General features: G+C 43.4%; 12 protein-coding genes. 7 read left to right on the top strand and 5 right to left on the bottom strand.

Annotated elements, in window-relative coordinates:
- The first annotated feature begins 181 nt into the window (after positions 1-181).
- The 5 genes from R7Q41_RS03570 (at position 182) to R7Q41_RS03590 (ending at position 6,187) form a co-directional block, all read left to right on the top strand.
- The gene (locus tag R7Q41_RS03570) at positions 182-952 is read left to right on the top strand and encodes an ABC transporter ATP-binding protein (RefSeq protein ID WP_005378438.1); all 771 of its coding nucleotides are present in this window, start codon (positions 182-184) and stop codon (positions 950-952) included.
- A gap of 83 nt (positions 953-1,035) precedes the next feature.
- Entirely contained in the window at positions 1,036-1,806 is a 771-nt protein-coding gene (locus tag R7Q41_RS03575) for an ABC transporter substrate-binding protein (RefSeq protein WP_005378437.1), read from the top strand.
- Between the two features lie 81 nt (positions 1,807-1,887).
- A complete protein-coding gene (locus R7Q41_RS03580) occupies positions 1,888-2,628 on the top strand; it encodes an ABC transporter permease (RefSeq protein ID WP_005378436.1) in 741 nt (246 codons plus the stop codon).
- Positions 2,629-2,631: 3 nt separating this feature from the next.
- Positions 2,632-3,309, top strand: coding sequence for an ABC transporter permease (locus R7Q41_RS03585; protein WP_053303243.1), 678 nt, complete (start codon positions 2,632-2,634; stop codon positions 3,307-3,309).
- Positions 3,310-3,463: 154 nt separating this feature from the next.
- A complete protein-coding gene (locus R7Q41_RS03590; protein ID WP_318144363.1) occupies positions 3,464-6,187 on the top strand; it encodes an ImpA family metalloprotease in 2,724 nt (907 codons plus the stop codon).
- 93 nt (positions 6,188-6,280) lie between these two features.
- Here the strand turns inward: R7Q41_RS03590 and xthA are convergent, their stop codons facing one another.
- From xthA to dinG, 5 genes are all read right to left on the bottom strand, one after another.
- The gene (gene xthA / locus R7Q41_RS03595; RefSeq protein WP_005378433.1) at positions 6,281-7,087 is read right to left on the bottom strand and encodes an exodeoxyribonuclease III; all 807 of its coding nucleotides are present in this window, start codon (positions 7,085-7,087) and stop codon (positions 6,281-6,283) included.
- A gap of 93 nt (positions 7,088-7,180) precedes the next feature.
- On the bottom strand, positions 7,181-7,345 hold the full coding sequence (gene rsmS / locus R7Q41_RS03600) for a pleiotropic regulatory protein RsmS (protein ID WP_005378432.1): 165 nt from the start codon (positions 7,343-7,345) through the stop codon (positions 7,181-7,183).
- Positions 7,345-7,890 carry a primosomal replication protein gene (locus R7Q41_RS03605; protein ID WP_033905048.1) on the bottom strand — a complete coding sequence of 182 codons (546 nt, stop codon included), beginning with the start codon at positions 7,888-7,890 and terminating at the stop codon, positions 7,345-7,347. Before R7Q41_RS03605 ends, rsmS begins: the two co-directional genes overlap by 1 nt.
- Complete coding sequence (locus R7Q41_RS03610) at positions 7,887-8,672, bottom strand: sulfite exporter TauE/SafE family protein (RefSeq protein ID WP_005387866.1); 786 nt, start codon at positions 8,670-8,672, stop codon at positions 7,887-7,889. Before R7Q41_RS03610 ends, R7Q41_RS03605 begins: the two co-directional genes overlap by 4 nt.
- A gap of 14 nt (positions 8,673-8,686) precedes the next feature.
- Positions 8,687-10,762: an ATP-dependent DNA helicase DinG gene (gene dinG / locus R7Q41_RS03615; RefSeq protein ID WP_318144364.1), complete on the bottom strand. Its 2,076-nt coding sequence runs from the start codon at positions 10,760-10,762 to the stop codon at positions 8,687-8,689.
- Between the two features lie 514 nt (positions 10,763-11,276).
- On the opposite strand from dinG, the gene R7Q41_RS03620 reads away from it, so the two are divergent.
- Positions 11,277-12,356 (top strand): porin, encoded by a 1,080-nt coding sequence (locus tag R7Q41_RS03620; protein WP_005378424.1) that lies wholly within the window; start codon positions 11,277-11,279, stop codon positions 12,354-12,356.
- A gap of 76 nt (positions 12,357-12,432) precedes the next feature.
- Positions 12,433-13,110 (top strand): DUF2057 family protein, encoded by a 678-nt coding sequence (locus R7Q41_RS03625; RefSeq protein WP_318109283.1) that lies wholly within the window; start codon positions 12,433-12,435, stop codon positions 13,108-13,110.
- Positions 13,111-13,176: the final 66 nt, after the last annotated feature.

Below are 13,176 nucleotides of genomic sequence, written 5' to 3' on the forward strand. Positions count from 1 at the left end.
ATTCAACTTTTGAAGAATATGTTGCTATATATTGCATATTAATTTGTCTATCGTATCTTTCTATTCGAATTATTTAGGTTAATAATTTGTTGCAAGTTTCAAGGGGCGGTGCTAATTTGTTCCGAATTAGAGAGGGCGGAGTCCCTTAATTGCAGTGACAAAAACACAGGGAGTAGGGCGCATGAATGATGTACCAGCGCTAGATATAAAAGACCTGCACAAAACATTTGGACAAAATGAAGTTTTAAAAGGCATTTCACTTGCCGCGCACAAAGGAGATGTTATCTCCATCATTGGCTCTTCCGGCTCAGGTAAGAGTACCTTTCTCAGATGTATCAACTTGCTAGAAACGCCTACCGCGGGCGAAATTTGGGTAAATGGTGAATTAATCCAAATGAAGAACAACAGAGCAGGTGAATCTGTTCCTGCTAATGAAAAGCAAGTCCAACGTATTCGCTCACGCCTGGCAATGGTTTTCCAAGGTTTCAACCTCTGGTCTCACCTAACCGTACTAGAAAACGTGATTGAGGCGCCTGTTCATGTCTTAGGCGTGCCAAAAGCTCAAGCGATTGAAAATGCAGAAGTCTTGCTTAAGAAAGTAGGCTTGTATGAGCGTAAAGATTATTACCCTGGGCACTTATCTGGCGGCCAGCAGCAACGTGCAGCTATTGCCCGTGCGCTAGCAGTTGACCCAGAGGTGATGTTGTTTGACGAGCCAACTTCTGCGCTTGACCCAGAACTTGTAGGAGAAGTTTTGGGGGTAATGAGAGATTTGGCAGATGAAGGGCGAACTATGCTGGTGGTCACGCACGAAATGGCGTTTGCACGTGACGTATCAAACCATGTGATGTTTTTACATCAAGGCTTAGTGGAAGAACAGGGAAATCCAGCTAAGCTATTTACAAACCCGGATTCAGAACGATTACAGCAGTTTATCTCATCCATTTACTAATATTTGTTAGGCGGCAGACTATTGCCTCCTAAGCCAACACAACAAACAAAACGAAATAAAATAGCAATCACAGGAGTATGGAAATGAAAAAGTGGTTATTAGCAGCAACGATTGCTGCAACGGCAGTATCAGGTGTTGCTCAAGCGAAAGAATGGAAAACAGTTCGCTTTGGTATCGAAGGTGCTTACCCTCCGTTTAGCTGGACAGAAACTGATGGCTCAATAAAAGGCTTTGACGTAGACATGGCAAATGCACTCTGTGAAGAGATGCAAGTGAAGTGCAAAATCGTCGCTCAAGATTGGGATGGTATTATTCCTTCTCTGCTTGCACGTAAGTACGATGCCATCATCGCAGCAATGTCTATCACTGAAGAGCGCAAGAAAAAAGTCGATTTCACTGGCAAGTACGCACAAATTCCAAATAAATTTATCGCTAAGAAAGGTGCTGGTCTAGATTTTGATAATCTTAAAGATGTCAAAATTGGCGTGCAACGTGCGACGACACATGACAAGTACTTAACTGACAACTACGGCGATGATGTTGAAATTGTGCGTTATGGCTCTTTTGATGAAGCGTATCTTGATCTAGAAAATGGTCGAATTGCTGCCGTTTTAGGTGATGCGTCGGCTCTAGAAGAGGGTGTGATCAACAAAGCAGGTGGAGAAGCTTATGAGTTTGTTGGACCGTCGTTAACCGATCCAAAATGGTTTGGTGAAGGTATGGGGATCGCTGTTCGTAAACAAGACAAAGATCTGACGAAGAAACTCGACGCAGCAATTATTTCACTACGTGAGAAAGGTGTTTACCAAGAAATTGCTGGTAAATACTTTAACTACGATGTGTACGGTGAATAAACCGTAATTAAGCGACCGTTGGCTTGTTCCTAGAAGTAGTCAACGGTCGATTTTTTGAGTTTAGGGATTAGGAACTCACCTATGCTAGATTTACAAGGATACGAAGCTTCGATTTTGAAAGGAGCTTTAGTAACAATAGAAGTTGCAGTGCTTTCACTCATTCTCGCCATGGTCTTAGGCATGCTTGGCGCATTAGCTAAGTTAGCGCCTTACAAATGGGCAAGGGCGATTGCCACTCTTTACACCACCGTCATTCGCGGCATTCCAGATTTGGTTCTGATGATGCTAATTTTCTTTGGTGGACAAATACTTTTAAATAACAGCCTTTACTCCATCAACGAAACGCTCAACGAGTGGTTTGCCTCGAGTGATCCAAACCATGAATGGACGTCTTACTTACCTGATTATATTGATGTCAGCCCATTTATTGCTGGTGTACTCACGATTGGTTTTATCTTTGGCGCCTACATGGCGGAGACTTTTCGTGGAGCGATCATGGCGGTGGACAAAGGTGAGCTAGAAGCGGCGAAAGCTTATGGGATGAGTTCTGCTTTATCGTTTAGAAGAATCTTACTGCCTCAGATGATTCGTCATGCATTACCTGGATTTGGTAATAACTGGTTAGTGTTACTTAAGACCACTGCGTTAGTTTCCATTATTGGTCTGGATGACATGGTGAGAATGAGCTCATTGGCAGCAGGTACAACCAAAATGCCGTTCACCTTTTACATGGCTGTCGCGCTCATCTTTCTATTTTTTACCAGCGTTTCGACCGGGCTACTCAAGCTTGTTGAGCGTAAGTTCAGTATTCATGCGAGGTAAGTTATGGACTTTTCTTTGATTATTGAAAGCTTTCCAACTTATCTTCAGGGACTTTGGACAACAGTTTGGTTAGTGGGATTAGCGTTGGTTATTGGCTTGTGTGTCTCTATCCCATTAGCCGTGGCACGCAATAGTACCAATTACGCTCTAAGCTTACCTTCTTGGGGATTCATTTACTTTTTCCGTGGAACGCCGCTATTGGTTCAGCTGTATTTGATTTACTACGGCATGGATCAGTTTTTCCCTGTGAAAGATACCTTATGGGAGAACGCTTGGTTCTGTGCTTTGGTCGCTTTTATTCTTAATACATCGGCTTACACCGCAGAAATTATTCGTGGTGCGATTAATGGTTTGCCGAAAGGTGAGGTGGAAGCTGCGAAAGCGTATGGCATGAGTAAGTTTATGACATACAGACGTATTATCTTGCCGAGTGCATTGCGTCGAGCATTACCAGCTTATTCAAACGAGGTCATATTTATGCTGCACGGAAGTGCAGTCGCGGGCATCGTTACCATCATGGATTTAACTGGTGCTGCGCGTCTAGTTAACTCGCGCTACTATGCACCATTTGAGTCTTTCCTGACGGCGGGGCTGTTCTACATGGCACTGACGTTTATGATTTTGTGGTGTTTCAAAGTGGCAGAGAGGCGTTTCTTAGCTTATCTACGTCCTTTAAGCTAATTATCAATAGAGGCAATAGCACCGGAATGGGTGCTATTGCTTTTGATAATTTTGTTATCTTCATTCCTATTTTTCCAGCCGATATAAAAGACTCTTTCTTATTATTCATTAACTTACATTAACATTCAGTAAACTCATTGTTTAGTAAGTAAAAATGAAAAAAACAATTCTATCGTTGGGCATTGCCGCCTTAGCCACAGGATGTGGTGGGGGAGAGGGAGAATCACAACCTAATGCTCAAGTAAAACCAACGCCAGCTCCAGTTCAACAAGCTCTGGAAACTGGTAATGCACTGCTCGTTTCTGACCCGAGCGATTTCATTCGTAAAAGTCATCAGGTTGTGGAAGCTCACAAGATGCAGTCGAATACGATCAAATCTGCAATTGCGAAAAGCCTTTCAGGTCTTTATTGGGATCCAACCCATGATGCCGCGATCTTGGCACCTCAGTATGGCTTCAACGACACCATCTTGATGACCAATAAGGCCATGGCAAGCGGTTACAAAGATCAAGCTCTGTCAATTGGCGTTGCCGGGGAAAAGTCTAATGGTCAACGTTACGCACTATTAGGTAGTAACCCATTTAGAACGGCACAACGTTTTCCCGACTCTTCCAACGCAGCGATGACGAAATGGTTAAGTAACCTGGTCACTTGGTTGTCGGGCGGAGTTACTTCAAACGTCGTCATCGCGCAAATGGATCAGTCTTATTACTTTCCGGATGAGCAAGCGACTCGGAATTGGCTGAAAGACAATGTTTCACAAGAGCTGGCGTTTAACGAGGCCAACCTATGCGATGGTTCGAAGCTACTTAGCTGCTTGCAAACCAATACTCCAAACTTATTGATCTTGTCACAGCATCTGCAATCTGGAGATACCAACAAACCAGTACTCGAAGCTTTGGAATACGCTGAGCAAGCCCAAATTCCTGTTCTATACCTGCATTGGGATGGAGGACTAACTGATCTTGGCCAAGACATTTTGGAAAAATTCCATGTTGATTATGTGGGAGATAACTATTGGCGTAAGTTAGGCTTGGTCGACTGGGAACCTTCATCGTTGATGAACGTTGTGCCGGACTCTGTCATCACACAACAAGCGCTGTTGTCTCGTTTTGAATCTCAAAATTTCAACGTTGACTTGTCACAGTGTGATGACAAAACCTGCCCTGACACTGCGAATATGGACAGTCAATTTTATGCAGGGGCAAACAGCATTCGCCATTGGTTGCAAAAGCTTGATGAACAAAAAGTAGATTTGTTTAATCAAAACGGCTACCAATACGAAAAACTCATGGTATTGCTGGCTGATCATTATCGTCAAACGGTTGTCTTCCCGATGGACAAACAATCAACCCAAACGACCGAATTCCTAAAGTCGTACTTTGCCGATTACGTGCAATACAACAGCCGAAGCGTAAACCCAAAACAACCAAATATGGGGAACTTCAGCCGTAGTGAGTTTAGCCCTGACATAAAGAGAATCAGTGCAACGATTAATATGGAATCAAAGCGTAACTTCCGTTCGGCTGGTGTGTATGCGCTTCCTGGGGAAACCTTTACGGTTAAACGTAATGACAGCAATGATGTGGCGACTAAGATTGTCATCAACACTTTAAGAAGTGGTGCAACTCATGAGTTCAGCAAAGATGGATACACGCGACCAAAACTGCTGACTTCATTCGGCTATGAAGTGAAGCCGGGTGAAACCATCACGCTGACTTCTCCTTATGGTGGTCCAGTACAGGTTCACTTTGACAAAAATGATGTTCCGGTTGAACTGAAATTTAATCATGTGGCACAGCATCCAGTTTGGAGAAGTGAGAAGGACAACGACGCTTTTATTCAACAGTTAGAAGCCAATTTATTCGATTGGGCTGAGCTGATCACTCCTGGGTTTGAAGTACACTCAAAGCGCGACAAAATGTTGGAGTCGGTCAACGATGAAATGTGGTCTACCCCTTCGGAAATGGCGCTTGCAACAGAAGAATATGTTCACAACTACCCGCATGTGCTGGCAGGTTTCCAAGGGCCGGGCATAGATGAAGTGCCTGAAATTATTCAATACGCCCAAAACCAAGGTTGGGAAATCGCCAATATTGATATAGTGAAGCACATGAACGCTGACCAAGCAACGTGTGGTTATGGTTGTTCGGGTAACCCTTACGATGCTTACTGGTCATTCAGCCCACTCGGTCACGGTGATTTACATGAGCTTGGTCATGGTTTAGAAAAAGGTCGATTCCGATTTTCAGGCTGGGAAGGGCATTCAACGACCAATTACTACTCGTATTACAGTAAGTCTCGTTTCTTCCAGAATACGGGAAAAGTTTCAACTTGCCAAAGCTTGGATTTCAAAGGCCAGTTTGAATTATTGCAAGCTAGCCGAACTCAAGCGGATCCAAACGCATACATGGCTGCGCAAAATCAAACCAGTTGGAGTTGGGGCGCTCGTGTTTACATTCAAATGATGATGGCGGCGCAGCATGAAGGTGTGCTTAAAAATGGTTGGCATTTATTGGCGCGCTTGCACCTGATTGAACGTGAGTTTAACCGCTTAAAATCGGACGATGCGCTTTGGGATGAGAGACGATTGAGCATTGGTTTCGCCAACTACTCTCGGGAAGAAGCAAATAGCATCTCGAACAACGACTGGTTGCTTATTGCTCTGAGCTACATCTCTCAGCGAGATATGACTAACTATCTCGATATGTGGGGGTTCTCGTTCACAGAAAAAGCGAAACAGCAGGTTGTGGCGCTGAATCTACCGCCGATGCCGCTCACTTACTTTGCAAGTAGTAATACAGGCTACTGTCTGAACGAATTTGCTCAAACACCGATAACTATTGATGGTCAATCGGTTTGGCCGCTGAATCAGTGATTAAATGGTAATTTGTATGAAAAAGGGAGACTGAGTCTCCCTTTTTATTGGACTAAGCTTAGCGTTGAGTCTCGCTTATAGCTTTGCAATATATTACTTAAATGTTGACCAGATTGGTGCGTGATCTGAAGGCTTCTCGATACCACGAAGCTCATAGTCGATACCAGATTCAATACACTTTTCCGCTAGAGAAGGGGTTGCCAAAATGACATCAATTCGTAGGCCACGGTTATCATCAAAACCGCGAGAACGGTAGTCAAACCACGAAAATTGATCGTTCACCTCTGGGTATAGCTTACGGAAGGTGTCCACAAAGCCCCAGTCTAGTAAGGTTTTCAACCATTCGCGCTCTTCAGGTTGGAATGAACATTTACCTGTTTTTAGCCAACGTTTACGGTTTGGTTCGCCGATACCGATATCTGCATCAATAGGGCTGATGTTGATGTCACCCATAACAATCAATTGCTCGTCGTTATTGTGATGATCGTTTAGGTAGGTCATCAGATCTTTATAGAATTGGCGCTTGTATGGGAATTTGGTTTCGTGGCTGATGTTATCCCCTTGAGGGAAATAGCCGTTTAGCACAGTGACCTTTTCGCCGTTTTCATTTAAAAACGTTGCCATGATCATGCGCTTTTGATGTTCTTCGTTATCCGTCGGGAACCCTTTTTGTACGTGTAGAGGCTCTTGCTTACAAAGCATTGCTACGCCGTAATGTGCTTTTTGACCATGAAAATACACTTTGTAGCCCATGGCTTCGACAGCTTCAATCGGGAATGCTTCATCGTGAACTTTAATTTCCTGAAGACCAATCACATCAGGTTGGTGTTTGTCGATTAGCGCTTGGAGCTGGTGCAGTCGCGCACGTAGTCCATTGATGTTAAAGCTGATTACTTTCATTATTTATCCTTTTGGGGCGTACTTTTTATGAATAGTATCATTGTGTAAGAGCACTGGAAATGAGTCTCGGTGAAAGGAGTGAAACGCTCTGAGCTACTTTGCTTTTAATTTGTTTTCTAAGTCGTTTTGCACGATCTTTAAAGCGTTAAGCGCAACTTCTGGATCTATCTCATTGCTCTCAAGCAAATAGATTAAATCGACAGCCAGTTTGATCTCTTCAGGTGCGTCATCTAAAGGCGAGGTTGGTTGGTCAGCCATTATTGATGTTTTTCCCTATGTGTAATTTGGTTCTCTAGCTTAAGAAGTGCTGCTTCACAACGCGCTAAACGTTGCTCGGTTGCTAGTAATACTTTTTGAGCGTCGGCACGCATAAAACTCGGAGCGCTTTCGACAGCACGTTCTTTTTCTAACACCATCTCGCGCAAGCGTCTTGCCCACTCTTGGTGTTGAGCGAGTTCCTGATAAAGCACGTTGATAGGCTTGCGGAAATAGCTGCTATGTTTGATTTCATTCTTACGAATTTTAGTGGTAGAAATCTCGCGTTGAATCGCACCGATTTGTGCCACTAACCGTTCAGTGAGGTACTCAGCACGCAAAGCGGTGAGCTTACCTTCATTTTGCTCACGCACAATCGCATCCAGCGTGGCTTTTGCTTCTTTTACGCAAGGAGTAAGTAAGCGAGAGCGGCACCCAAACAAACGCTCATCAAAAAGCGGAACATGATGTTCGCCTCTTTGACGGTCAAGAACAGCGGCTTGCTTCGCCATTTGTTCTAGATTTTCCTGGAGTTGAGAAATGTTCATGACAAACCTACAAACCATGCGTCATAAGCCAATTTAATAGCTAGTATGCTGACGACAGTAACAAATACAGGACGAATGAATTTAGAACCAAATCTAATAGCGGAGTGCGCGCCAACAAAAGCACCAGCCATTAAACATACTCCCATTGTTAAGCCTAGCACCCAGTTGATATGTCCGAGGAATGCAAAAGTGATCAAAGAGGTAAAGTTACTGGTAAAGTTCATTGCTTTTGCTAAGCCAGAGGCGAGCAAGATATTCAGCCGGTACAGGGCCATTGAACTTACTGTCCAAAAAGCCCCAGTTCCAGGCCCTGCGAGTCCGTCGTAGAATCCTATGGATAAGCCTTGCATGTACTGTTTTTTATGAAGTTTTGGGCAAGGCTCGGGTATTGGACTTTGATGAGCAGAGTGGGGTGTTTTATGAAAAACGGTATACAACGCTGCCGCCAAAATAACAAGCGGCAATCCTTTTTCCAGCCAATCCGTACTAATCGCATCTACAAATAGCGTACCTAATGTCGCTCCGACGAGTGTTGCCACGAATGCACGCCGCCAGCATTGAGGTTTGAATAGACGTTTTTTGTAGTACGTAAATGCTGCAGTAGAAGAAGCAAAGGTAGCGGCAAGTTTATTGGTGCCTAGTGCAATATGAGGCGGCAAGCCTAGCGAAAGTAGAGCAGGTACGGTAAGCATGCCACCACCACCGGCAACTGCATCAATAAATCCTGCGACAAAAGCGACAAGCGCCAACACCAACAGCATGGTTGGCTCAATCATTTCCATAAATGGTGATTCTTCTAATATTCTATTTTACGTTTAAATGGAGGTAGTGAGTCGATTAAGGCTTGTCCGTATCGCTTAGTGACTAGGCGTCGATCAAGAATCGTTACTCTACCAGAATCTCTCTCTTTACGCAGTAAGCGACCTACGCTCTGGATCAGCTTTTTGCTTGCGTCTGGTACAGTTATTTGCATAAACGGGTTTCCTCCTTTTTTCTCAATGTATTCGGAATGAGCCTGCTCAACAGGGGAGGTTGGAACGCCAAATGGAATTTTTGTAATCACCAAGTTTTCAAGTAATTCGCCAGGTAAGTCTAGTCCCTCAGAGAAACTGCCAGTACCAAATAAGACGCTGGTTTTATTTGATTCTATTAGTTTTTTATGTTTTTTTAGAATTTCTTGACGTGAGCTTTCACCTTGAACTTGCAACGCCCAGCCTTTTTTTATGAACTCCGAAGAGAGTGCCTTCGCGACTTGGTTCATCTGCCAATAGGATGAGAATAATACTAAGTTGGCTTTCTTGTCTTCCAAGTACTTAGGCAAGATCTCAATAAGATATTCAGTAAATTGAGGCGCTGGTGGTTCATATTTCATCGCAGGGATGAGTAATTCTGCCTGGTTTTGGTAATCGAATGGTGACGCAAGCGCTAAAAACTGAGTGCCTGATTCTGGTTTTCCATCAATACCAACCTGATGGCAAAAGTAATGGAAAGAGTTTAATGCACGCATCGTTGCGGAAACCAAAATGGCGCCAATACATCTGCTCCAAATCTGTTGGTCGAGTTGCCATCCAATTTCAAGTGGCGAAACACTCACAATGAAATCACCCTCGCGATCGGGGTGGGTTTCTAACCAGCGAGCTAAAGGCGCACCTTTTTCACGAGTTGGTTCAGCCATTAAATGCCATACTTGCGCTAGGTTTTCTAACCTTTGAATGTAGAAACCGAGCTCTGCAAGCACTGGTTCAGCCAACCTTGTCGCAAGCTCCCCGTCTTTTACTCTTTCCGCAATAAGGTCGGCAATTTTTGCCACACTCTGATTTGCTTTTTTACTGAACTGTTTTAGTTCTTTGGATTGGTTCTCTAGCCACTCAGGTAGTTCACCGTGTTCGAAGCGGTAGATACCCTCTTCAAATTGAGCTGGGTCGAACTGTTTGGGCAATTGAGTCAGTGCCGGTATCAAGTTCTGAACCGCGTCTTGAAGGTCGTTGCGAAATCGAGCTACGCGTTTCTCGTCTGCGAGTGATGAAAACTTACTAATCGACTGATTTAACTTCTCAAGCCATGCTGCCGCGCCTTTTAAACTCGCAGATGCTGAAGCATGGTCACGAGCGACGTGAGGTAAGTGATGTGCCTCGTCGAAGACGTATATTGTATTTTCTGGCTCAGGTAAAATCACGCCGCCACCTAAATCTGCGTCTGCCATGACGAGAGAGTGGTTAGCAATGATGACATCGTTTTTATCCAACTCTGAGCGCGCTTTTTGGAATGGGCAGCCGCGGTGGCCTGGTAAACTGTTATTGCAACTGTGTTTATCACTGACAATCAGTTGCCAAAGCTTATCGTCGATGGGTTTAGGCCAAGAATCACGGTCACCGTCCCATTTACCTTGCGCAAGAGAGCGATGCATTGTTTCTAACAGCTCTATATCTTTTTGCTTAGGTTTGGTTTCAAACATGGCTAACTGGCCACCATCAGCACCGCTAGCAGTGGCGAGCTTTTCTGCACAACAATAGCGTTGACGGCCTTTTGCCAAAATAAAAGAAAACTCTCGGTCGGTAATCCGACGAAAAAGAGGGAGGTCTTTATTTATGAGCTGCTCTTGCAGAGCGACGGTCGCCGTTGAGATAACCACTTTCCTATTGTTATGTACAGCCACGGGAATGGTCGCCATTAGATAAGAGAGCGATTTACCAATTCCAGTCCCTGCTTCTGCAACGAGTATTCGGTTAGATTTGTGATACTGACCGCACAGCGTTTTTGCAATCTCTGCAACAAGGTAGTTTTGTGCTCTTCTAGGCACAAAGTTATCAAGTTGATCTTGAAGGTTTTGATAGCTATTACGAATCGATTTTTGAATGTTACTGGTCAGCATACGGGCCTCAAATGCGTTGGAGGCGAATAGTAGCACACATCACTAGTTGTACAGTAGTTCACAAAACGGAATGCTTTTATAAGGAATGTAGATCTCCTTCACAAAAAAATATTGAACCTAATCTTAATGAAATTAATTTCATTATATGAAAAATATAAAACTCTAGATATGATGTTTTTGTGGTTTTTTATTCCATTTTATGTGTTTCACAGAGTCTGTTTTGGGTTTAAAATCTCATTGTTAACGGTTTTATAAATTATGAAAAATCAAGAGGATTGATTAGATGTTCGTCGAGTAAATAAAGATAATCATTGCAAGTTATTGTTTTTTAATATTATTTTTGTTTTTTTACATTGGCATTTAGAAAATTTGACAGTCAGAATAATCTTTTGCACTCTTAGCTCCAGATTTTGAGGAGGTGCTGTATAACGTTTTGTTAACGCTCTACCTCAAACATATAAAAAAGGGAACCGGACAAGGATATCCCGAACTAAGAAAAGGCAGTGGATTAATTATGAAAAAAACTCTATTAGCACTAGCTGTAGTTGCGTCTGCAACTTCAGTGAACGCAGCTGAAGTATTCAAATCTGAAGAAGGTTCTGTAGATTTCTACGGTCAGCTACGTCCAACTCTTCTATTCACAGAAAAAACTGATCACACAGCAGAGCTAAACACTAGCTCTTCTCGTACTGGTGTGAACGCGGTTTACGTTGTTGACGAAAGCCTAAAAGTTCTGGGTGAAGTTGAAATCGGTGTTGCTCTAGGTGACAACTACGACGCAGGTGCTGATTCAAGCGAGCGTACAGATGACTCTGTATACGTACGTCGCCACATCATCGGTTTTGATATGGGTGATATGGGTACTCTTCGCTTTGGTAAAGAAGGTACTTGGGCTGATGACGTATACTTCGCAGATTACTCTTACTTCTTCGGTGGTAACGCAGCGGAAACTGCATACGGTCACGCTTGGAACAACGATTCTCAAATCAAATACGCTTACGAAAATGACGCATTCTGGCTAAAAGCTGGTTACGCGCTAGGCGAAAAAGATTCTAACGAAGAAGTACTAGAAGTCTTCGTTGGTAAATCTTTCAACGACCTATCTCTACACGCTGGTGTACTTACTGCGAACAACGACATCAACGTAACTAAAGAGAAAAAACTAGTTCTTAATGGTGTAGAGCAAACAGTTTCTCACACAGAGCGTACTGATAACGAAAACCTATCTTTTGAAGTAACTGCTGAGTACGCACTAAACGAGCACACTCTAGGTGCTACGTACTACTACAACGAAAACGAAGATAAGCTAGGTAAATCAACAGTTGATTCACACTACATCGTTGTAGCTGGTATGTTCGCTGTTGCTCCTAAAACAACTCTATACTCTGGTTACGAGTACCTAGCTCAGTCTACTGACGAAGCAGGTAAAGTAGACGCAGACTCTTCTTGGTTCTACGCTGGTGTTGAATACAAGTTCTCTAAATGGGCACGTGTATTCGCAGAAGCGGGTTACACTTTCGAAGGTACTGACTTCGACAACAAAGACACAGACGACGCAACTAACTTCGGTGTTGGTGCTCGTTTCTACTGGTAATCAATACCCAGTTTGATATTGTAAGACCCAGCTATATGCTGGGTCTTTTACTATGAAGATAAGGATGAAAAATTCTATGCAGTTATCATTAAAAGTGGCAATGGCACTGTCTATTTTTGCCAGTACAAACCTCTACGCTGCAACGACTTTAGTGGTTCCAGAAGACGTGAAGTTATTGGCCGTCAACATGGAGAAGCCAGATCTAGAAGGTGGTCTTTTTTCTAGTGAGAAGACAATCGAACTACCTGACGGAACGAATCAAATTGTCTTCAAATATCAACCTACATTCGAAATTAACGAAAACCTTAAGACGGTTTACAGTGATGTAATCGTTGCTAAATTTGATGCTGAAAACGAAAAGCTAACGTTTGAACTGCCAGAGTTTAAAACTCTTCGCCAAGCGCAAAAAAACATCTCGCCTCTAGATTGGCAATTACTGGATACCAAAGGCCAACCTATTGCTTTGGTCGAAGATGTATTAGAGTCAGATGGTGTTCAAATTGGTCGTAATTACCCTCAAGAATCTCGCAACTACAATATTGCTGGCGGTATCGCGAGTGTTGCCGTTAGTTATGTAACTGTTAATCAGCATCAACAATCAGTAAGTGATATCGAGCCTCGAGTTGAGACTAGTGATACCCGTTCAACAGCCGCATCGAACGACAGCCCAATGGTTGATGTATTAAAGACGATGTACCAGAAAGCGTCTCCGGCGGAAAAAGAGGCCTTTAAAAACTGGCTTGCTGAGCAGTAATCCCTTAGTTCATTAGATAGGGCTTAACTGAAAAAGTACGAATCTAAAAAGCAGGCTTTAAGCCTG

This window comes from Vibrio sp. 2096, from assembly GCF_033339595.1.
Classification (GTDB): domain Bacteria; phylum Pseudomonadota; class Gammaproteobacteria; order Enterobacterales; family Vibrionaceae; genus Vibrio; species Vibrio alginolyticus.

Coding starts and splice junctions, on each gene's coding strand:
- rsmS (WP_005378432.1), bottom strand. CDS start 7,345: ATGGCTGACCAACCAACCTCGCCTTTAGATGACGCACCTGAAGAGATC.
- dinG (WP_318144364.1), bottom strand. CDS start 10,762: ATGCTGACCAGTAACATTCAAAAATCGATTCGTAATAGCTATCAAAAC.
- xthA (WP_005378433.1), bottom strand. CDS start 7,087: ATGAAAGTAATCAGCTTTAACATCAATGGACTACGTGCGCGACTGCAC.
- R7Q41_RS03575 (WP_005378437.1), top strand. CDS start 1,036: ATGAAAAAGTGGTTATTAGCAGCAACGATTGCTGCAACGGCAGTATCA.
- R7Q41_RS03610 (WP_005387866.1), bottom strand. CDS start 8,672: ATGGAAATGATTGAGCCAACCATGCTGTTGGTGTTGGCGCTTGTCGCT.
- R7Q41_RS03585 (WP_053303243.1), top strand. CDS start 2,632: ATGGACTTTTCTTTGATTATTGAAAGCTTTCCAACTTATCTTCAGGGA.
- R7Q41_RS03590 (WP_318144363.1), top strand. CDS start 3,464: ATGAAAAAAACAATTCTATCGTTGGGCATTGCCGCCTTAGCCACAGGA.
- R7Q41_RS03605 (WP_033905048.1), bottom strand. CDS start 7,890: ATGAACATTTCTCAACTCCAGGAAAATCTAGAACAAATGGCGAAGCAA.
- R7Q41_RS03580 (WP_005378436.1), top strand. CDS start 1,888: ATGCTAGATTTACAAGGATACGAAGCTTCGATTTTGAAAGGAGCTTTA.
- R7Q41_RS03570 (WP_005378438.1), top strand. CDS start 182: ATGAATGATGTACCAGCGCTAGATATAAAAGACCTGCACAAAACATTT.
- R7Q41_RS03620 (WP_005378424.1), top strand. CDS start 11,277: ATGAAAAAAACTCTATTAGCACTAGCTGTAGTTGCGTCTGCAACTTCA.
- R7Q41_RS03625 (WP_318109283.1), top strand. CDS start 12,433: ATGCAGTTATCATTAAAAGTGGCAATGGCACTGTCTATTTTTGCCAGT.